Raw genomic sequence first — 19,974 nt, 5'->3', positions numbered from 1 at the left:
AGGCTTTTTCGCAGCGGGTGATTCAGGAGTCCCAGATCGCGCCATAGGCCGGGATCCCCCGCGCCTCCATTTGCGCCACCACCCGGCGCGTCAACGCCTGGTTGGCGATACAGATCACCGCTTCGGCACCAAAATCCTGCACCGCCGCGTACGCCAACTGCACCAGGTCTGGCTTGCCGCGCACGTCGGTGTCCCAAATCACTGCGTGCGGTTGCGCCCGCAGGATTTCGGCGACCAGCTCTTCACCATAGGTCTTTGCCGGGCTGCGGGTGGACCACACCAACTGGATCGGCACCTGCCCGGCCAGCAAGTGCGGCATCACCGGGCCAATCCCGCTGCCGGTGGCGATATACACCACCGACTTGAACAACGTCTCGATATTCGCCACGCCCGCCGTGGTAATGCCCTTGACCCAGACATGGGATGGCATGTGCTCGATAAAACGCCCCGTCCAGTCCCCGGCCCTGGAAATAATCAGGCGAAAGCCCGGCTGGCCCGGGGTCGGGATATTGGCAAACGAGTGCCACTCCAGCAGCGGCTGCAGGCTGATCGCCGTCGACGAGCCGGCAAAGGGCGTGGTGTGGCGCAATGTGGTGATCACCGCATGAGCGCAAGGCCGCTGATGACTGACTGCCACTTTGCGCAAGCGTAACCAAGGCAGGGCAATGCTCAAGGTCAGCACCAGCAGCATCCCGAATGCAACCAGATGAGCCTCGGCCAGCAGTGCCTGCACCCAGAACAACAGCAAGGCCGCCCACCCCGCAAAGCGGTGCACGCGCTCAAAGCCATTGTGAAAACGCCTGCGAATCCCCGGCTGCGCCATGACCACCATCAACAGCAACACCCCCAACAGTGCCGCACTGACCAACAACCACGGCGCAGAAACACTCTGCGGCTGTTGCAGGTAACGCCAGCCCTGGCTGGCGACCAGCAGCGCGAACCACAGCGTCGCCGCCAGCGCACCGCCGCTGTGCAGCCCGCCCAGGTGATAGACCTTGGCAGCATGGCGACGCAGGTACAGCGGCCAGCTCAGCGGGATGCGCGTGGCCAGCCAAAACAGCCCGTTGATCACGTACTGCTGGCGCACCAGGATCGCCATGGACAGGTTGATCATCACCAGCATCGACAGCTGCTGCGCGTCGATCACTGGTAGCTTCAAGCCAGACAGTGCAAACCACCCGTTGCCCAGCAGCACCAACGCCACCAGCCGGTTGTAATGGGAAAAAATCGGCAAGCCACGCCACCGCCGCCACCCGCCAGGCAAGGCGGGCACTACCGTCGCCATCCACCGCTCAATCATGCTCGGCCCCCTGCTTTGAGGGCGAGTTGGCGACCCTCCTCACTGTCACAGGCCCATTGCCGCAGCAGGGTCTTGTCGATCTTGCCGCGTGCCGTCAGGGGCAAGTGCTCCAGGGCAAAAATCACCGCCGGCACACAGTAGTAGGCCAGCCGCTGCGCGCAGAACTGCCTGGCTGCCGCAATGTCCGCCGTGGCCGGTGTGACGAATGCCACCAGGTGCTGACTGTCGAACTTCAACGCCACCGCCCGGCTACAGGCGCCACTGGCCTCCAGCGTGCTGGCCAGCGCGTCCAACTCCACGCGAAAACCGCGCACCTTGACCTGATCGTCGACCCGCCCCAGATGCTCCAGCGCCCCATCGTCCGTCCAGCGCCCCAGGTCGCGGGTACGGAACATCATCCGCCCCGCCCCCAGGAACGGATCAGGCCGATAGCGCTGCGCCGTCAACAACGGGTCATGCAGATAGCCCGCCGTCACCCCGTCGCCCCCGGCCCACATCTCGCCCACTTCCCCCGGCGCGCAGGCCTGGCCGTGTTCATCCAGCACATATACGGTGTTGTTGGGCGTCGGTTGGCCGATGGTCAACGGCGCCCCCGGTACGTGCCGGTGCAAGGTGTTGACGATGGTGGTTTCCGTGGGTCCGCAACCGTTATAGAACGTGCAATGGGCCGCCCAGCGATCCGCCAGGGCCTGCGGGCATGGCTCGCCCGCCACTGCGACCACCTCAAGCGTGGCGCACTGCCGTGGGTCCAGGGTGGCGAGAATCGACGGGGTGGCGATCAGCACTTGGCAATGGCGGGCCGTTTCGCCGATATCTTGCTGACGGATATACAACGTCGCCCCGTGGGCCAGGCAGCCGAGGATTTCCCAGGCGGCCATGTCAAACGCGATATTGAGGATTTGCCCAACACTCATGCCCGGCTTGATGCCCAGGTTGCCCGGTGCCGTCAGCAGGATGTTGCACACATTGCGGTGCGTCACCCGCACCCCATTGGGCCGCCCTGTGGTGCCGGAGGTGAACAGCACAAAACACAGGCTGGCGGGGTCTGGCGCGGCGACGTTCAGCTCGCAGGCCTGCGCCACCCACGGCTGTTGCGCCAGGAACTCGTCCAGGCACACGCACAAATGGCCCGCTGCCAGCGGCAATTGGTCCTTGAACCCCGACAAGGTCAGCACCACTGCACTCGACAGCGCCTCAAGGATCATCGCCAACTGCGCCGGTGGAGTGATCCTGGCATCCTGCGGCACATAGGCCGCGCCGACTTTCAACACCGCGAGCATCCCCACCAGCATGGGGATCGACCGCTCGACAAACAGCGCCACCGTATCGCCCGCCATCACCCCTTGCGCGAGCAGGTGCCGGGCCAGCCGATCGGCCTGGCGGTTCAACTGCTCATAGCTGATGCTCTGGCCCGAGCAGAGCGCGGCGATCCCATGGGGGGTTGCCGCGGCGTGCGCCTCGAATGCCTGGTGGATACACGCGTAAGGCAGCGCCCGCGCCGGCCCGCAGCCCCAGGCTTGAAGGGTATGACGTTGGATGATGGGCAAATGGCCCAGTGCCTTGGTGCAAGCAAAACCGCTATCCGCTGCTGTCGTCGATATCATGGGTCAACTCCTCAACTGGCCCCTGCCTCACACTGTTCGGGCAGGCAGGGGGCTGGACTGAGGACGATTCACGACATTACAGGGCTACGGGAGCTTACAAACGATAGAGACCGAGGCTATCTACAGCGCTTATTTTTCCCACAGATGGAATAACCTTTGCCCCTAGGCGTCTTCCTCAACACCGCCCACGACACGCAGGCCCTCCATGCACGAGCTCGACGACCAGTTGCGTGAACTCCTCCCCAGGCTGCGGCGCTTTGCCCTGTCCCTGACGCGCAACCCCAGCAGCGCCGACGACCTGGTGCAGGCCAGCCTGGAGCGCGCCATCGTCAGCTGGCGCCACAAGCGCGTCGACGGGGATTTGCGCGCCTGGCTGTTTTCGATCCTCTACCGGCAGTTCCTCGACGCGCACCGGCGTTCGCGGCGCTATGCGCGGATGCTGGAGTTCTTTACCGGCCGCGATGACGCGCAACCGTCAGTCGAACGCACGGTGATCGCGCAATCGACCCTGCAGGCCTTCGACCAGTTGAGCAGCGAGCAACGCGCCCTGCTGCTATGGGTCTCGGTGGAAGGCTTGAGCTACAAGGAAGTCGCCCATATCCTCGACGTGCCCATTGGCACCGTGATGTCACGCCTGTCCCGCGCCCGCCAGGCCTTGCGCCAGCTCAGCGACGGCGATATCACCCGCCCTACCCTGCGGATACTCAAATGATCAGCCTGCCCCCCAATGAACGCGACCTGCACGCGTACGTCGATCACCAACTCAGCGAGCCGGATCGCCGCCAATTGCAGATCTGGCTCGCCGCCCACCCCGAGGTCGCGGCCCAGGTCCACGCCTGGCAACAGGATGCCCAGCACCTGCGCGCGGCCATCGGTGCGCCGCCAGCGGTCAACCCCGAGCTGGATCCGGCGCTGCTTCGCCAGCGCCTCAAGCGCCAGTCGCGCCGCCACCTGGCCACTGCCGCCATGTTGCTGGTCGCCATCGGCCTGGGCGGCCTGGGTGGCTGGCAAGCGCGGCAGGCCACCCTGCTCGCCAGCAGCCTGCCGATGACCGACGCCATGCAGGCCTATCGCCTGTTTGCCCAGAACCCGATCATGCCCGCCGACTACCAGGTGCAGGGCAATGGCGATATGCAAGCCTGGCTCGACCGCTACTTCGCCCAGGCCCATCGCCTGCCAGACCTCAGCCAGGCCGGCTTCAACCCAGTCAGCGCGCGGCTGCTCAGCACCGACCAGGGTGCGGCGGCGATGGTGCTCTACGAGAACCCACAAGGCCGGCGCATCAGTTTCTACATTCGCCCGCCGGGCCCGCAGAACACCCTGCTGCCAAGGGGCAGCCGCAGCGCCGAGGGGCTCCAGGCCGAGTACTGGTCCAGCCCCGGCTACAACTATGCGATGGTCAGCCAAGAGGACGAGCCGACCACCCCATTGCTCAAGCAGACCACTCGGTTCTAGGACGCCACCGCCATGCCTTTTCGAGATAGCCGCCCGCGTCGCCTGCCCTTGCTCAGACGCCTGTTCGGCAAAACAACCGCCAGTGACAGCGCGCCAGCCATTCAGCGGTTCTTCGCGGACAAGGCCCGGCAACAGGGCTACACCCTCAGCCCCAGCCAATTACAGGTGATCGACGCCATGGCCCGGCAGACCTCGTACCTGCTGGACCGGCGCCCGACCCGCAGCCTGTACCTGCACGGCGCCGTCGGCCGAGGCAAAAGCTGGCTGCTGGACGGGTTTTTCCAGGCCCTGCCCTTGCCTGACAAGCAGCGGGTGCATTTCCACGACTTTTTCGCCCGCCTGCACCGTGGCATGTTTGCCCACCGCCAACAGGCCGATGCCCTGGGCGCCACCCTGGACCAGTTGCTCGACGGCTGCCGGGTGCTGTGTTTCGACGAATTCCATGTGCATGACATTGGCGATGCGATGTTGATCACTCGTCTGTTCAAGGCCCTGTTCCAACGGGGCATCCTGGTACTGGTCACCTCCAATTACCCGCCCCAGGGCTTGCTGCCCAACCCGCTGTATCACCAGCGTTTCAAACCGGTGATCGACTTGATCGGCGCGCACATGGACGTCATGCAAGTCAGCGCGCCCCAGGACTACCGGGGCCTGGCGCAGAACCACCAGCAGCAGCGTTTCACCCACGGCCAATACGTGTGGCCCGGAACCCCGGCCCAGCGCCGCGAACTGGCGCTGCCCGCCACCGCTGGCCCGCCCCTGGCGCTGGCGGTCGGCTCGCGGCAACTGCAAGTGCGCTGGCACCAGGTGCGCAGCCTGGCCTTGACCTTCAACGACCTGTGCGAACAGCCCACCGCCGTGATGGACTACCTGTTGCTGTGCGAGGATTTCGACCACTGGATCATCGACGACCTGCCGCTGCTCGGCGATTGCCCGATTGCCGTGCAACAGCGCTTTATCAACCTGATCGACGTGCTGTACGACCAGGACAAGCACCTGACCCTGCTGGGCCAACAGCCACTGGACGACGCCCTGCAAGGCCAGGCGATTGACCTGGCGCGCACCCGCAGCCGCCTGGGGCAGTTGCAACAAGTCAGCCCGCTGGCGCTCAAGTCGCTATCATGAGCGCCTTTGACCTTGTCGAGTGACCTACGCTGTTCATGGATACCCTTGCCCAACTCAAGGCCGGCCAACTGGCTGGCATCAAGCGCCTGGACCTGTCCTGCGGCCTGACGCAGTTCCCCCGGGAAATCTTCGACCTGGCCGACTCCCTGGAAATCCTCAACCTGAGCGGCAATGCCCTGCGCAGCCTGCCGGACGACCTGCATCGCCTGCCCCACCTGCGCGTGCTGTTTTGCTCGGACAACGCCTTTACCGAGCTGCCCTCGTGCCTGGGCCTGTGCCCGCAGTTGAGCATGGTCGGTTTCAAGGCCAACCAGATCGAGCAGGTGCCCGCCGCCGCGCTGCCACCGCAGTTACGCTGGCTGATCCTCACCGATAACCGCATCCACCAGTTGCCGGACGCCCTCGGTGAACGGCCACTGCTGCAAAAACTCATGCTGGCCGGCAACCGCCTGGAGCAACTGCCCGCGAGCCTGGCCCAGTGCCATAACCTCGAACTGCTGCGCATCGCTTCCAACCGCCTGACTCAGTTACCCCACTGGCTGCTGACACTGCCGCGCCTGACCTGGCTGGCCTATGCCGGCAACCCGGTGGAAAGCGCGGTGGACGTGGCAACTGATGACGCGACGCCGAACATTCCCTGGGCCGAACTGGAACTGGGCCAGGTGCTGGGCGAAGGCGCCTCGGGGGTGATTCGCAAGGCACTGCGCAAACCGTCGAACGAGCCAGTCGCGGTCAAACTCTACAAGGGCACCATCACCAGCGACGGCTCGCCGCTGCACGAAATGCAGGCCTGCATTGCCGCCGGGTTGCATCCCAACCTGATCAAAGTGCAAGGCCGCGTGGTCGGCCACCCCGATGACCAGGCCGCGCTGGTGATGGACCTGATCGACCCGAGCTACCGCAACCTCGCCGGCCTGCCCAGCCTGGCGTCCTGCACCCGGGACATCTACGACCCCGCCACCCGTTTCAGCGTGGAGGTAGCGTTGCGCATGGCGCGCGGCATCGCCTCCGTGGCCGCGCACCTGCACCGGCACGGCATCACCCATGGCGACCTGTATGGCCACAATATTTTGTGCAATGCCCAGGGTGATTGTTTGCTTGGGGACTTTGGCGCCGCGTCGTTCCATGCCACGGCCGACACCCTGGAGACCAGGGCATTGCAGCGCATTGAAGTGCGGGCGTTCGGGGTGTTGCTGGGGGAGTTGCTGGAGCGGATTGACGCGGGTTTGAGCGCTGAACAGCGCCAGGTGCTGGAGACACTGGGTGACAGTTGCTGCCAGCCGCAGGTGCTGGCGCGTCCGGCGTTCGAAGAGATCGAGGCACTGCTGTCCTCACTCTGAAACGCCCTGTAAATGTGGGAGCGGGCTTGCCCGCGATAGCAGTGGGTCAGCCAGCTGATGTGCCATCTGATACACCGCTATCGCGGGCAAGCCCGCTCCCACACAAGTCTGCGCCCATAATTCCAGGCCGGGTTTAGCCCGCCAGGCCGACGAACATATCCTGCACGTCGTCATGGTTGTCCAGGCCTTCGAGGAAGGCTTCGACTTCAGCCATCTGCTCATCGCTCAAGCCGCTGACCGGGTTTTTCGCAAGGTAGCCCAACTTGGCCGACAACACGGTAAAACCCTGCTCCGGCAAAGCCTTCTGCACCGCGTCCAGGTCGGTGGTCTCGGTGATGAACAGGGTCGTGCCCTCTTCTTCACCTTCTTCAAAGTCCTGGGCGCCGGCTTCGATGGCGGCCATTTCCGGGTCGGCGTCCGGGGTATCCGGCGAGGCTTCGATCAGCCCTACGTGGTTGAAGTCCCAGGCCACGGAGCCCGAAGCCCCCAGTTGCCCCTTGCGGAACGCCACGCGGATTTCCGCTACGGTGCGGTTGATGTTGTCGGTCACGCACTCAACGATCAACGGCACCTGGTGCGGGGCAAACCCTTCGTAGGTCACGCGATGGTACTGCACGGTCTCGCCCAGCAGGCCCGCGCCTTTCTTGATCGCGCGCTCGAGGGTTTCCTTGGGCATCGAGGCCTTCTTGGCCTGCTCGACCACCAGACGCAGGTGGGCGTTGGTCGCGGTGTCCGCACCGTTACGGGCGGCAATGGTGATTTCCTTCACCAGCTTGCCGAAAATCTTGCCCTTGGCATTGGATGCCGCTTCTTTATGTTTAACCTTCCACTGTGCGCCCATGACTCACTCTCTTGATATCCGTGGCGCCGAGACGTCTACTGGCCGGCGCTTTGGCCGCAGAGTTTATAGGGCAAGAACCCATCGTTCCACCAAAAAACCGGCCAGCGTTGCAGGGGCCTCAGGTGCGCAGGGGTTTGATCGCGACGGAACGATCCGGCACAAAGTCACCCACTTGCGCCAGAACCGCAGGCCGCGCGTTCCAATAGGGCATCAGCACCAGCGCCGAAAACAACGCGGCGCCGGCGAACACGATAAACACCGTCACTGTGTCGAAGTAGCCCGGCAGCAGGCCACCGAGGATCGCCCCCACCGAACCGCAGCCGTTGACGAAGCCCGCTGCCGTGGCGCCCGCCTTGGCCGTACCGAAGTCAATCGCCGCCGTGCTGCTGATCATCGAGTCCGGCCCGTACAGGGTCAGGCCCATCACAAACAGCAAGGCCATCACCAACAGCACGCTACCGGTATGCAAGGCCCCCATGAACAGCGCCAGCGACACCGTCAGCGCCAGCAGGCTGAGGACACAGGCCGGCATGCGCCGGGCGCCGAACAGTTTGTCGGACGCCAGGCCAATCATGATCGGCCCCAACAACCCCGCCAGCTCGAACGCCGTCGGCACAATCGCTGCGCCGACCTTGCCCACCGAAGGCATCTGCTCATAGACAATCACCGGGCCCCACAACAGGATCGCGTAGCGCGCCGGTTTCAACAGGAAGTACGCCAGGCCCAGGGTCAGCACCGTGCGGTTGCGCAAGATCTCGCGCAACGGCTCAAGGATGCTGATTTTTTTCGCCGCTGCCTGCTCTTCAGCGCTCATTGCCGGCTCGGGCTCCACTTGCGGCAGGCCGACGTCCTGAGGCGTGTTGCGCTGGAAAATAAAGAACAGCACCGCCACCACCGCCACCACCGCGGCACTGGAGATAAATGCCGCGTGCCAGCTGCCAATCAGGGTGTAGGCCCACCAGCCGGCAAATGGCGATGCCACCAGCCCGCCAAACGCGTAACACGAGCTCCACAACCCCAACACCCGCCCGCGCTGCTGCGCCGGGAAGAAACTGCCAAGGTTCTTGCACAGCCCCGACCAGCCGGTGGACTGCGCCAGCCCCTGGATCAACATGCAGGTGACAAAGATCGGCAAGGTGGCAAACGTGCCCATGACCAGGGCGGCGGCCGCCGAAATCACCAGCCCGCCCAACACCACCACCCTTGGGCCAAAACGGTCGGCAAGCATGCCCCAGGTGAACTGGCCAACGGCATAGGCCGCCAGGTACAGGCCATCCAGGTTGGCCATCATCATCTTGTCCAGCGGGAAACTGGGGTCGTCGACGAGCCCCAACTTGGCCACGGAAAACGCTTTGCGGGTGAAATAGAAGGCGGCATATGCCAGCCAGGTGATGGCGAAAATCTGCATGCGCCAACGCTTGATGCTACCCATAGGGATATTCATGGTGGTTCTGACCTCAGGTGTGAGTGTGCCGGCAGAATCGAGAAGCAATTGCCTGTGTTTTTATTGTTTTGCACTGCAGTACCGGGGCGCAGGGCGCTGGGTACTGGTCAGATGAGTCCTGCAAGGGTGCACGCAAGGGCCCATGATCGCCGAAGTTGTAGGACTCAACCTACGGCGACTGAGCGCTATCAAAGCAATGGCTGACTAATAGGTAAAATCGATTTATCGTATTTCAAATATAAGCTCAGCTTGTAAGAGGTCGTGCCATGTCGGTTTCCCATGCCCAACTCAAAGCCTTCCATGCGGTGGCCGTCCACGGCAGCTTTACCGCGGCGGCGCAGCGGCTGTTCCTCACCCAGCCGGCCATTTCCGATCAGGTGCGCAAGCTTGAAGAGCGTTTTGGCGTGCTGCTGTTCCATCGCAACAAGCGTTCGGTACGCCTGACCGACCTGGGGGAGCGCCTGCTGAGTATCACCCAGCGCCTGTTCGTGATTGCCGCCGAAGCCGAGGAACTGCTGCAAGACTCCAAGGCCCTGCAGACCGGCAGCCTGACCCTGGCCGTGGACGCGCCGGTGCATGTGCTGCCGCAGATCGCGCGGTTTTGCGAACGCTATCCGGGGATCACCGTAAGGATCGAGACCGGCAACACCGATGATGCGCTGTATCGCCTGCACAACTATCAGGCTGACCTGGCGCTGGTGGGGCGCGATGTCGACGATGAGCGCCTGCTCTCGATCCCCCTGCGCGATGACCCGATGCTGGCGTTTGTCGCACGTAACCACCCATGGGCCGGGCGTGAGTCTATCGACCTGGCGGACCTGGACGACACGCCCCTGGTGCTGCGGGAAATCGGCTCGGTGACCCGTCAGACCCTGGAGCGCGAGATGCACCAGGCCGGGCTGCGCATCCGCCCGGCGATCCAGGTGGAAGGCCGCGAAGCCGCGCGTGAGGCGGTGGTGGTGGGGATTGGCGTGGGGGTGGTCTCGGCGTCGGAGTTCGGCGCGGATTCACGGGTGTATGCCATGCCCATCCGCGACTGCACCCAGCGTATGAAGGAAACGCTGGTGTGCCTCAAGGAGCAGAGTTCGCGGCGGGTAGTGGCGACTTTCCTGGAGATTGTCCGGGAAAGCCTGCGCGACGATTAGCTGAGTAATTGCATTGAGTTGACCCGTGCACAGGCTCTCGATGACTGGCCAGACTCGACCCAACCTCGTTCCTGAGCCTGCACGTCATCATGAGCGTGACTAATACTCTTTTGAAATCAATTCGTTTTTGTTCATGTAGCCTCCTTGCTTAAAATACGTGCAGCTCTTCACGCTGGCCGATCTACAAACCGTCGAGTGAAGAAACAGCATGTTGATCAAATCTGAAAGAGGCCAGGCGCCATTTCAGGTTTGTCCAAAATACGGGTGCAGGTCACGATGAACAACGAATTCACATTTGCTATCAAGAGCATTTGTTTTGATGAGAATTACTTTCCTTCAGACACTACGCGCATCACGACCAACTTTGCCAATCTAGCGAGGGGGGAGAGTCGTCAGGAGAATCTGCGCAACACGTTGAAGATGATTGATAATCGCTTTAATGCATTGGCGCACTGGGACAATCCTACGGGTGATCGTTACACGGTCGAGTTGGATATTATTTCCGCTGAAATGAAAATTGATACTGAAGGTCGCGGCCACGCTATTCCTTTGATTGAGATTTTGAAGACCACGATTGTTGATCGAGAAACCAATCAACGCATCAGTGGCATAGTGGGAAATAACTTTTCATCCTACGTGCGAGACTATGACTTCAGTGTGCGGCTGCTGGAGCACAACAAGAACCAGTCACAATTCAGCACCCCACACGACTTTGGCGATTTGCACGGTAAACTATTCAAGTGCTTCGTCAACTCCAGCGCTTACAAAGAGCACTTCGACAAGCCACCGGTCATCTGCCTGAGCGTATCCAGTACCCGGACATACCTTCGAACCGAGAACCAGCACCCTGTGTTGGGCTTTGAGTACCAGCAAGATGCCTACTCTTTGACAGATGAGTACTTCAGGAAAATGGGCTTGAAGGTTCGTTATTTCATGCCGCCGAACAGTGCCGCGCCACTGGCTTTCTACTTCTCGGGGAATTTGCTCGGTGATTACACCGATCTTGAGTTGATTGGCACCATTAGCACCATGGATACGTTCCAGAAAATCTACCGCCCTGAGATTTACAATGCAAACTCCGTAGCTGGAAAGTCCTACCAGCCTAGTTTGAAGCATCAGGACTATTCATTGACTCGAATTATTTATGATCGAGAAGAGCGAAGCCGACTGGCTACTGAACAGGGCAAGTTTGCCGAAGAGCAATTCATCAAGCCCTACAAGGTCATTCTTGATCAATGGTCTGTTAGCTGCGCGCTTTAATTAATTTCAAATCAAGGTCTTCTTTAATGAAAAAGCTGTTGCCTACTTCGACCGCTGGGAGCTTGCCTAAACCTTCCTGGCTTGCACAACCTGAAACGCTTTGGTCGCCCTGGAAATTGCAGGATGAAGAACTGGTTGAAGGTAAACAGGACGCTTTGCGCCTCGCCTTGCAGGAGCAGCAGTTGGCCGGCATTGATATCGTCAGTGATGGCGAACAGACCCGTCAGCATTTTGTGACGACCTTCATCGAGCATCTCGAAGGGGTCGATTTCGAGAATCGTGAAACCGTCCGGATTCGTGATCGCTACGATGCCAGCGTGCCGACGGTTGTGGGTGCCGTTTCTCGGAAAAAGCCGGTGTTCGTGGAAGACGCCAAATTCTTGCGCCAGCAGACGAAGCAGCCGATTAAATGGGCCCTGCCCGGCCCCATGACGATGATTGACACCCTCTACGATGCTCACTACAAAAGCCGTGAAAAACTGGCCTGGGAATTCGCGAAGATTCTCAATCAGGAGGCCAGAGAGCTGGAGGCTGCCGGGGTAGATATCATCCAGTTCGATGAGCCTGCATTCAACGTGTTTTTTGACGAGGTGAATGACTGGGGTGTGGCCACCTTGGAGCGAGCAATCGAAGGGCTCAAATGCGAAACCGCCGTGCATATTTGCTATGGCTATGGCATCAAGGCCAACACCGACTGGAAAAAAACGCTGGGTTCGGAGTGGCGCCAGTATGAAGAAGCGTTCCCCAAGTTGCAGAAATCCAGCATCGATATCGTCTCGCTCGAATGTCACAACTCTCACGTCCCGATGGATCTGATCGAGCTCATCCGGGGTAAAAAAGTGATGGTGGGCGCCATTGATGTGGCAAACCATGCCATCGAGACGCCCGAGGAAGTCGCCAATACCCTACGCAAGGCACTTCAGTTCGTAGATGCCGACAAGCTCTATCCTTGCACCAACTGCGGTATGGCTCCGTTGCCTCGCCAGGTGGCAAGGGGCAAGTTGAATGCGTTGAGCGCAGGCGCAGAGATCATTCGAAAAGAGCTGTCGAACTAGGAACCGCGATGTCACTCACTACCACTGCTACTTCCATCGAGCCCCTGAGTTTTCGTCAGGCGCTCGGGCACTACGCTTGCGGTATCACGGTGATTACATCGCACACCGGTGATGAGCCGATTGGCTTTACTTGCCAGTCGTTTTATAGCGTATCGATGAACCCGCCACTGGTCTCGTTCAGCGTCATGTGCAGCTCGGCCAGCTATCCGAAGATTCGTGAGGCAGGTCGATTCGCAGTCAATATTCTGTCCGGTGAACAGGTTGGGATTTCCAACCAGTTCGCTCGTCGAGGCACGGATAAGTGGCATGGAATCGAATGGCAGGAATCACCGCTAGGTAACCCCGTCATTGCCGACAGCCTGCACTGGCTCGACTGTGAAATCCACGCTGAGCACGTCGCAGGCGATCACGTGATAGTGATTGGTGAGGTGAAAGCCATGGATCTGCAAAAGGCCGATACCGCACAGCCATTGCTGTATTTCAAAGGGCAGTATCGCAACCTGGCGGCGCATGGCGCAGTTTGAGCGACGAGGGTTTTCCTGCGTAAACGCACTGGCCACAAGCCACTGCGTTATGTTGCGTTAACGCACACTAGACACCTACAGCCCTGCGAGAGGGGTACGGGGCCAACTCGAAGTCGAATGCAAACGACTGGTCAAACGGGGTGCAACGTCCCAATCAGCTTGCGGCCAACTCGAAAAACGCCTGAATCAAGCGCAACTCGCGGCGTCGTTCCATGCAGCCGAGCATGTGCTGGTTCAGCAGCCCATCGCCACGGATCGCAATCGCATGCACCCGCGGGTCCCGGCTGACTTCCATGGAGGACACCACCCCCACCCCCAATTCGGCGGCCACCGCTTCCGCCACCGCTTCGCGGCTATCGAGTTCCAGCAACACCTTGGGCTGCACGCCGGCCTTGGCACACGCCTCGTCGAAAGTGCGGCGGGTGATGGAACTGGGCTCGCGCAGCACCATGATCACCTGGTCCAACTGCTCCAGGCGAATACCCGCCGGGTCCGCCAGCCACGGGTGGCCAGCCGGTACCAACGCGCAAATACGTGACTCGTTCAACGGCTGCAGGTGTACGCCCTTGCGCGGCTCGACTTCGGTCAACACCGCCACATCCGCATGCTCGGAGAGCAGCGCCGCCAGGGTTTCCTGGGCATTGCCCAGGCGCAGGTTGACGGTGATCCCCGGGTAACGGGCACGCAGCTTTGCCAACATCGGCATGACCATATGCGGGCCATCCGCCGCCACCTCCAGGCGTCCGGTGAGCAATTGGCGGTTGGCTTCGAGCAGGGTCTGCGCTTCATCCACCAGGCCGAAGATGCTGCGGGTGATGGCCGCCAGCTTGATGCCCTCCTCCGTCAACTCCACGCGCCGCGCGGTACGCCGCAGCAGGGTGATCTGGTAATGCTCTTCCAGCGCCTTGATATGCCCGGTCACGGCTGGCTGGCTGATAAACAGGCGCGCGGCGGCACGGGTAAAACTGCCGTCCCGGGCCACGGCGTCAAATGCACGGAGTTGGAAAAGATTCATAGCTATCGGCCTCACTGATGGCTGGCATAACAACAAACAATTTGATTGATGACAAGCCAAACTGCAATTTATGTCCCGTAGCGTCATCCCACTGCTTTGCGAGGACAAGAGAATGAGTACTGCCGCGCCGATCCTGCTCACACCTGGGCCCCTGACCACCTCTGCCCGCACCCGCCAGGCGATGATGGTTGACTGGGGTTCGTGGGATGACCGCTTCAACCAACTGACCGCCAGCCTCTGCGAGCAACTGCTGGTGATCATTAACGGTGGCGACAGCCATCACTGCGTGCCCTTGCAGGGCAGCGGCACGTTCGCCGTCGAAGCCGCCATCGGTACCCTGGTGCCCCGCGATGGCAAAGTGCTGGTGCTGATCAACGGCGCCTACGGCAAGCGCCTGGCAAAGATCTGCGAAGTACTGGGCCGCCCGTTCAGCACCTTCGAGACCGCTGAGGACCAGCCCACCACCGCCGCCGATGTCGACCGTCTGTTGCAGGCTGACAGCAGCATCACCCATATCGCGCTGATCCACTGCGAAACCAGCACCGGCATCCTCAACCCGCTGCCGGAGATCGCCCAGGTCATCCAGCGCCATGGCAAGCGCCTGATCATCGACGCCATGAGCTCCTTTGGCGCGCTGCCCATCGACGCCGCCCAAGTGCCGTTTGACGCCCTGATCGCTGCCTCCGGCAAATGCCTGGAAGGCGTGCCCGGCATGGGCTTTGTCTTTGCCAAAAAAGACGCACTGGCCGCCGCCCAGGGCAACAGCCATTCCCTGGCCATGGATTTGTTCGACCAGCACGCCTACATGGCCAAGACCGGGCAATGGCGCTTTACCCCGCCGACCCACGTGGTAGCCGCCCTGCATGAAGCGCTGCTGCAATACAACGAAGAAGGCGGCCTGCCAGCCCGTCACCAGCGCTATGCCGCCAACTGCAAGACGCTGCTGGACGGCATGGCCGACCTGGGTCTGCGCAGCTTCTTGCCGGCCGCGATCCAGGCGCCGATCATCGTCACCTTCCACGCGCCAAACGATCCGCGCTACCAGTTCAAGGAATTCTACGAGCGGGTCAAGGCCAAGGGTTTCATTCTGTATCCGGGCAAATTGACCCAGGTAGAAACCTTCCGCGTGGGCTGCATCGGTCACGTCAATCAGGCCGAGATGCAAGCGGCGGTGGCGGCGATTGCCCAGGCGCTGCAAGAGATGGAAGTGCTCGAAATCTGACTCCCTTCGGCGATGGGGCCTTCAGGGCCGCTATCGCCGGCAAGCCGGTTCCTACACATTATTTACAGGATTTGAACCATGAACTATCAGAACCCCAACACCCTGCAGGCCGCCATCCTTGATTGGGCCGGTACCGTGGTCGACTTTGGCTCGTTTGCCCCCACGCAGATTTTTGTCGAGGCGTTTGCCGAGTTCGACGTGCAGGTTTCCATCGAAGAAGCCCGTGGCCCGATGGGCATGGGCAAGTGGGACCACATCCGCACCCTGTGTGATCAGCCGCAAGTGGCCGAGCGCTATCGCAAGGCCTTCGGCCGCACGCCGACCGATGATGACGTGACCGCCATCTACGAGCGCTTCATGCCGTTGCAGATCGAGAAGATCGCCGAACACTCGGCGCTGATTCCCGGCGCCCTGGAGACCATCGCCGCGCTGCGTGCGCAAGGGATCAAGATCGGCTCCTGCTCCGGCTACCCCAAGCAAGTGATGGACAAGGTGGTCGAACTGGCGGCTACCAACGGCTACATCGCCGACCATGTCGTGGCCACCGACGAAGTGCCCAATGGCCGCCCATGGCCGGCCCAGGCCTTGGCCAACGTGATCGCGCTGGGCATCGATGACGTGGCGGCCTGCGTGAAGATCGACGACACCGTGCCGGGCATCCTCGAAGGCCGCCGCGCCGGGATGTGGACCGTGGCGCTGACCTGCTCGGGCAACGCCCTGGGCCTGACCTACGAGCAGTTCCGCGCCCTGGACCCGGCGACCCTGACCAGCGAACGCAAGCGTATCGAAACGATGTTCGCCGGCTCGCGCCCGCACTACCTGATCGACACGATCACCGACCTGCCCGGCGTGATCGCCGACATCAATCAGCGCCTGGCACGTGGTGAAATGCCGCAAAGCGCCTGATCGAGATCAATACATCGCCCCTCACTCGGGCAAACCTTGCATAACAGGTTTAGGCTTTAGGGACTCCGTCGCCAAAGAACGGAGGTTTGCCCCTGATGAGTGAGGAAAGACGCGATGCCGTGGAAAAACAGCGAGTCCCGTTACAGTACGATGTCCATCGCCTTGCACTGGCTGATGCTAGTGCTGCTGGTGGCGGTCTACGTCACCATTGAATTTCGCGGGATTTTCCCCAAAGGCAGTGGCGGACGCACGTTAATCAAGGAACTGCACTTCATGTTCGGCCTGACCGTATTCGTACTGGTCTGGCTGCGCCTGTTTGCCCGCAGCCTTGGCGTGGCGCCGAAGATTTTGCCCGCGCCGCCGCAATGGCAAGCGCTACTGGCGACCTTGATGCACGTGGCGCTGTATGTGTTCATGATCGGCATGCCGATCTTTGGCTGGCTGATTGTCAGTGCCGAAGGGCATTCGGTGTGGTTCTACGGGATCGAGTTGCCACCGCTGATCGGTGAAAACAAGGACCTGGCCAAGCAGATCGAAGGCTGGCACGTATTGGGCGGCACTATCGGCTACTGGCTGATCGGCCTGCATGCGGCGGCGGGTCTGTACCACCACTACTTCATGCGGGATAACACCGTGTTGCGCATGTTGCCCAAGCGTTAATCCACAAAACCCCGGCGGCCCTGCAAGCCGCCGGTATGCACAAAGACCAGGCGAGTGCCGGGGGCAAAGCGCCCGGCCTCGATCTGCTGCTTGAGCGCCAGCAGCGCCTTGCCGGTATAGAGCGGCTCCAGGGGCAAGCCACTGGCCTGCTGCGTGGCGTCGATGAAGGCCAGCAATGGCGGATCGACTTTCGCAAAACCGCCACGACTGGCGTCCAACAGTTCATACCCGCCCTGCACGATGGCCCGCACGTTCTGCACGACACCGTGGTCATCCGGCACCGCCATGGCCCCGTAAACAGGATGCGCGCCCGCCTCCGCCAGCACCAAACCCGCCAGGGTGGTACCGGTGCCGGCTGCCAGCCACCAGGCGTCGTAGTCGGCCCACCCCAGGGCGGGCAACTGCCTGCGCACCTGCTCGACCAACACGCCACAGCCCAACGCCCCTGTCATGGCGCCGCCGCCCTCGGGTACGGGATGCAGGTGCGGATACCGCTCGCACCAGGGCAACCAGAAGTCCGGCGCATGACGCGCACGGTAACCGCCGTAGCCCAGCCAGTGCAGTTGCATGCCGAAGGCTTGCAGGTCGAGGACCGTCGGGGTGTCTTGCGGGTGCCCGCGCAACAGGCCGACGGTGGCAAAACCGAAGCGTTTGCCGGCCGCCGCCAGGGCATGCAGATGGTTGGAGTAGGCGCCGCCCACGCTGATGATGCCGCTGGCACCCGCCTGTCGCGCCTGGGCCAGGTGCCCGGTGAGCTTGAACCACTTGTTGCCGCTGATCAGCGGGTCGATGCGGTCCAGGCGCAGCACGGCCACCTCGACCCCGTTCAGCCAATCCAACTGCAAGGGTTCAAGGGGCGCGTGGGGAAGCCAATCGAAAGGACCCATCAGGGCACGTCTGCATGAAAAAAGGGGCGGTAGTCTAACACCGCCCCTGCGCGGCCCTTACAACTCGGCGGCCAGGCGCGAGCCCTGGTTGATGGCGCGCTTGGCATCCAGCTCGGCGGCCACGTCGGCACCGCCGATCAGGTGCACGTTCTGGCCAGCGGCGACCAGGCCGTCCTGCAGTTCGCGCAGCGGGTCCTGGCCGGCGCAGATCACAATGTTGTCCACCGCCAGCACCTGCGGCTCGCCCTCGGCACCAATACGGATATGCAGGCCCTCATCGTCGATCTTCAGGTATTCAACGCTATTGAGCATCTGCACCTGCTTGTTCTTCAGGCCGGTACGGTGGATCCAGCCGGTGGTCTTGCCCAGGCCGTCGCCAACCTTGGAAGCTTTGCGCTGCAACAGGTAAACCTCGCGCGCCGGGGCGTGGGGCTGGGGTTTGATCCCGGCCACGCCGCCGCGGGCCTGCAACAGGGTGTCGATGCCCCACTCCTTCCAGAACGCTTCGCGGTCCAGGCTGGTGGACACGCCCTGGTGCACGAGGAACTCCGACACGTCAAAGCCGATACCACCGGCACCGATCACGGCAACGCGCTTGCCCACCGGTTTGCGCTGCAGGAGCACGTCCAGGTAGCTGAGCACCTTGGGGTGTTCCACGCCAGGAATCGCCGGGGTACGCGGCGCAATACCGGTGGCGAGGATGATCTCGTCATAGCCGCCGGCCACCAGTTGCGCTACATCGACCCGGGTGTTGAGGCACAGCTCGACATGGGTGGTCTGCAGCTTGCGCTTGAAGTACCGCAGGGTTTCAAAAAACTCTTCCTTGCCCGGCACGCGCTTGGCCACATTGAACTGGCCGCCGATCTCGCTGGCCGAATCGAACAGGGTCACCTGGTGCCCGCGCTCCGCCGCCACGGTGGCAGCGGCCAGTCCGGCTGGGCCGGCGCCGACTACGGCGATTTTCTTGATCTGCTGGACCGGCAGGTAATTGAGCTCGGTCTCGTAGCAGGCGCGCGGGTTGACCAGGCAGGTGGTCAACTTGCCGCCGAAGGTGTGGTCCAGGCAGGCCTGGTTGCAGCCGATGCAGGTATTGATCTCATCGGCGCGCCCAGCGGCGGCCTTGTTGACGAACTCCGGGTCGGCGAGGAACGGCCGGGCCATGGACACCATGTCGGCATCGCCCTCGGCGAGGATCTGCTCGGCCACTTCCGGGGTGTTGATACGGTTGGTGGTGATCAACGGGATCTGCACCGCGCCACGCAGCTTGGCCGTGACTTTACTGAACGCACCGCGCGGCACCTTGGTGGCGATGGTCGGGATGCGCGCTTCGTGCCAGCCGATACCGGTATTGATAATCGTCGCGCCCGCCTGTTCGATGGCCTTGGCCAACTGGACGATTTCTTCCCAGGTGCTGCCGCCTTCCACCAGGTCGAGCATCGACAGGCGGAAGATGATGATGAAATTCGGCCCCACGGCTTCGCGCACCCGGCGCACGATTTCCACCGGCAGGCGCATGCGGTTTTCGTAGGCGCCGCCCCAGCGGTCGGTGCGGTGGTTGGTGTGGGCGGCGAGGAACTGGTTAATGAAATAACCTTCGGACCCCATGATTTCGACGCCGTCGTACTCGGCGACCTGGGCCAATACCGAGCAGGTGACAAAGTCGCTGATCTGCTTCTCGATGCCTTCCTCGTCCAGCTCCTTGGGCTTGAACGGGTTGATCGGCGCCTGGATCGCGCTGGGGGCGACCTGCTTGGGGCTGTAGGCATAACGCCCCGCGTGGAGGATCTGCATGCAGATCTTGCCACCGGCCTCGTGCACGGCCTGGGTGACGATCTTGTGCTTGAGCGCCTCGGCTTCGGTGGTCAGCTTGGCTGCCCCGGAGTACACCCCGCCTTCATCGTTCGGGCCAATACCGCCGGTGACCATCAGGCCCACGCCGCCACGGGCGCGCTCGGCGAAATACGCCGCCATGCGCTCGAAGCCGCCAGGCTTTTCTTCAAGGCCGGTGTGCATCGAACCCATCAGGGTGCGATTGCGCAAGGTGGTAAAACCCAGGTCCAACGGGGCCAGCAGGTGCGGGTAGGCAGCAGCGGTCATGGTACAGCTCCACAACGGATCATCACGGGACGTGACAGGCTCGAATGGCCGGCCATCGGTTTATGTTCCACAGACTAAGAGCCACGCCGTTAGC

18 protein-coding genes are annotated in these 19,974 nt (G+C 62.0%); 11 read left to right on the top strand and 7 right to left on the bottom strand.

What is annotated here, in order from left to right; all coding sequences use genetic code 11:
* Positions 1 to 22: 22 nt before the first annotated feature.
* Both AC19YY_RS21385 and AC19YY_RS21380 read right to left on the bottom strand, forming a co-directional pair.
* Complete coding sequence (locus AC19YY_RS21385) at positions 23 to 1,300, bottom strand: FNR domain-containing protein (protein ID WP_500604825.1); 1,278 nt, start codon at positions 1,298 to 1,300, stop codon at positions 23 to 25.
* On the bottom strand, positions 1,297 to 2,904 hold the full coding sequence (locus tag AC19YY_RS21380; RefSeq protein WP_500604824.1) for an amino acid adenylation domain-containing protein: 1,608 nt from the start codon (positions 2,902 to 2,904) through the stop codon (positions 1,297 to 1,299). Before AC19YY_RS21380 ends, AC19YY_RS21385 begins: the two co-directional genes overlap by 4 nt.
* A 205-nt stretch (positions 2,905 to 3,109) precedes the next feature.
* On the opposite strand from AC19YY_RS21380, the gene AC19YY_RS21375 reads away from it, so the two are divergent.
* From AC19YY_RS21375 to AC19YY_RS21360, 4 genes are read left to right on the top strand one after another with little or no spacing between them, the layout of a single operon-like run.
* Positions 3,110 to 3,616: a sigma-70 family RNA polymerase sigma factor gene (locus tag AC19YY_RS21375; RefSeq protein ID WP_169954384.1), complete on the top strand. Its 507-nt coding sequence runs from the start codon at positions 3,110 to 3,112 to the stop codon at positions 3,614 to 3,616.
* Positions 3,613 to 4,359, top strand: a complete 747-nt coding sequence (locus AC19YY_RS21370; protein WP_172314145.1) for an anti-sigma factor family protein — start codon at positions 3,613 to 3,615, stop codon at positions 4,357 to 4,359. Before AC19YY_RS21375 ends, AC19YY_RS21370 begins: the two co-directional genes overlap by 4 nt.
* 12 nt (positions 4,360 to 4,371) lie before the next feature.
* Positions 4,372 to 5,484, top strand: coding sequence for a cell division protein ZapE (gene zapE / locus AC19YY_RS21365; protein WP_172314147.1), 1,113 nt, complete (start codon positions 4,372 to 4,374; stop codon positions 5,482 to 5,484).
* A 35-nt stretch (positions 5,485 to 5,519) separates the two neighbouring features.
* A complete protein-coding gene (locus AC19YY_RS21360) occupies positions 5,520 to 6,824 on the top strand; it encodes a protein kinase (protein ID WP_500604823.1) in 1,305 nt (434 codons plus the stop codon).
* A 133-nt stretch (positions 6,825 to 6,957) separates the two neighbouring features.
* Here the strand turns inward: AC19YY_RS21360 and AC19YY_RS21355 are convergent, their stop codons facing one another.
* Together AC19YY_RS21355 and AC19YY_RS21350 are read right to left on the bottom strand one after the other, a co-directional pair.
* Positions 6,958 to 7,665: a YebC/PmpR family DNA-binding transcriptional regulator gene (locus AC19YY_RS21355; protein ID WP_057441529.1), complete on the bottom strand. Its 708-nt coding sequence runs from the start codon at positions 7,663 to 7,665 to the stop codon at positions 6,958 to 6,960.
* A 118-nt stretch (positions 7,666 to 7,783) separates the two neighbouring features.
* Positions 7,784 to 9,109, bottom strand: a complete 1,326-nt coding sequence (locus AC19YY_RS21350) for an MFS transporter (protein ID WP_170057941.1) — start codon at positions 9,107 to 9,109, stop codon at positions 7,784 to 7,786.
* A gap of 266 nt (positions 9,110 to 9,375) precedes the next feature.
* Between AC19YY_RS21350 and AC19YY_RS21345 the strand changes: the two genes are divergently transcribed.
* The 4 genes from AC19YY_RS21345 to AC19YY_RS21330 all read left to right on the top strand — a co-directional run bounded on the left by AC19YY_RS21345 (position 9,376) and on the right by AC19YY_RS21330 (position 13,093).
* The gene (locus tag AC19YY_RS21345) at positions 9,376 to 10,254 is read left to right on the top strand and encodes a LysR substrate-binding domain-containing protein (protein ID WP_169954389.1); all 879 of its coding nucleotides are present in this window, start codon (positions 9,376 to 9,378) and stop codon (positions 10,252 to 10,254) included.
* Positions 10,255 to 10,530: 276 nt separating this feature from the next.
* Positions 10,531 to 11,514 (top strand): DUF1852 domain-containing protein, encoded by a 984-nt coding sequence (locus AC19YY_RS21340; protein ID WP_500604822.1) that lies wholly within the window; start codon positions 10,531 to 10,533, stop codon positions 11,512 to 11,514.
* Positions 11,515 to 11,540: 26 nt separating this feature from the next.
* Positions 11,541 to 12,569 carry a methionine synthase gene (locus AC19YY_RS21335; RefSeq protein WP_076962641.1) on the top strand — a complete coding sequence of 343 codons (1,029 nt, stop codon included), beginning with the start codon at positions 11,541 to 11,543 and terminating at the stop codon, positions 12,567 to 12,569.
* Between the two features lie 8 nt (positions 12,570 to 12,577).
* A complete protein-coding gene (locus tag AC19YY_RS21330; RefSeq protein ID WP_170043131.1) occupies positions 12,578 to 13,093 on the top strand; it encodes a flavin reductase family protein in 516 nt (171 codons plus the stop codon).
* Positions 13,094 to 13,247: 154 nt separating this feature from the next.
* On the opposite strand, the gene AC19YY_RS21325 is transcribed toward AC19YY_RS21330, so the two are convergent.
* Positions 13,248 to 14,108: a LysR substrate-binding domain-containing protein gene (locus AC19YY_RS21325; RefSeq protein ID WP_432755461.1), complete on the bottom strand. Its 861-nt coding sequence runs from the start codon at positions 14,106 to 14,108 to the stop codon at positions 13,248 to 13,250.
* 112 nt (positions 14,109 to 14,220) lie between these two features.
* On the opposite strand from AC19YY_RS21325, the gene AC19YY_RS21320 reads away from it, so the two are divergent.
* The 3 genes from AC19YY_RS21320 (at position 14,221) to AC19YY_RS21310 (ending at position 16,896) form a co-directional block, all read left to right on the top strand.
* Complete coding sequence (locus AC19YY_RS21320; protein WP_500604821.1) at positions 14,221 to 15,330, top strand: 2-aminoethylphosphonate--pyruvate transaminase; 1,110 nt, start codon at positions 14,221 to 14,223, stop codon at positions 15,328 to 15,330.
* 78 nt (positions 15,331 to 15,408) lie between these two features.
* Positions 15,409 to 16,236 carry a phosphonoacetaldehyde hydrolase gene (gene phnX / locus AC19YY_RS21315; protein WP_500604820.1) on the top strand — a complete coding sequence of 276 codons (828 nt, stop codon included), beginning with the start codon at positions 15,409 to 15,411 and terminating at the stop codon, positions 16,234 to 16,236.
* A gap of 114 nt (positions 16,237 to 16,350) precedes the next feature.
* Positions 16,351 to 16,896: a cytochrome b gene (locus tag AC19YY_RS21310; RefSeq protein WP_099169023.1), complete on the top strand. Its 546-nt coding sequence runs from the start codon at positions 16,351 to 16,353 to the stop codon at positions 16,894 to 16,896.
* Here AC19YY_RS21310 and AC19YY_RS21305 read toward each other — a convergent pair.
* Positions 16,893 to 17,783: a 1-aminocyclopropane-1-carboxylate deaminase/D-cysteine desulfhydrase gene (locus AC19YY_RS21305; protein ID WP_500604819.1), complete on the bottom strand. Its 891-nt coding sequence runs from the start codon at positions 17,781 to 17,783 to the stop codon at positions 16,893 to 16,895. The two genes, AC19YY_RS21310 and AC19YY_RS21305, sit on opposite strands and share 4 nt — an antisense overlap.
* Before the next feature lie 57 nt (positions 17,784 to 17,840).
* Positions 17,841 to 19,880, bottom strand: coding sequence for an oxidoreductase (locus AC19YY_RS21300; RefSeq protein WP_500604818.1), 2,040 nt, complete (start codon positions 19,878 to 19,880; stop codon positions 17,841 to 17,843).
* Positions 19,881 to 19,974: the final 94 nt, after the last annotated feature.

This window comes from Pseudomonas sp. MF09156 (assembly GCF_059862305.1).
Note: the sequence above shows the minus strand (reverse complement) of the source record. Positions and strands in the feature narration are given on the sequence as shown.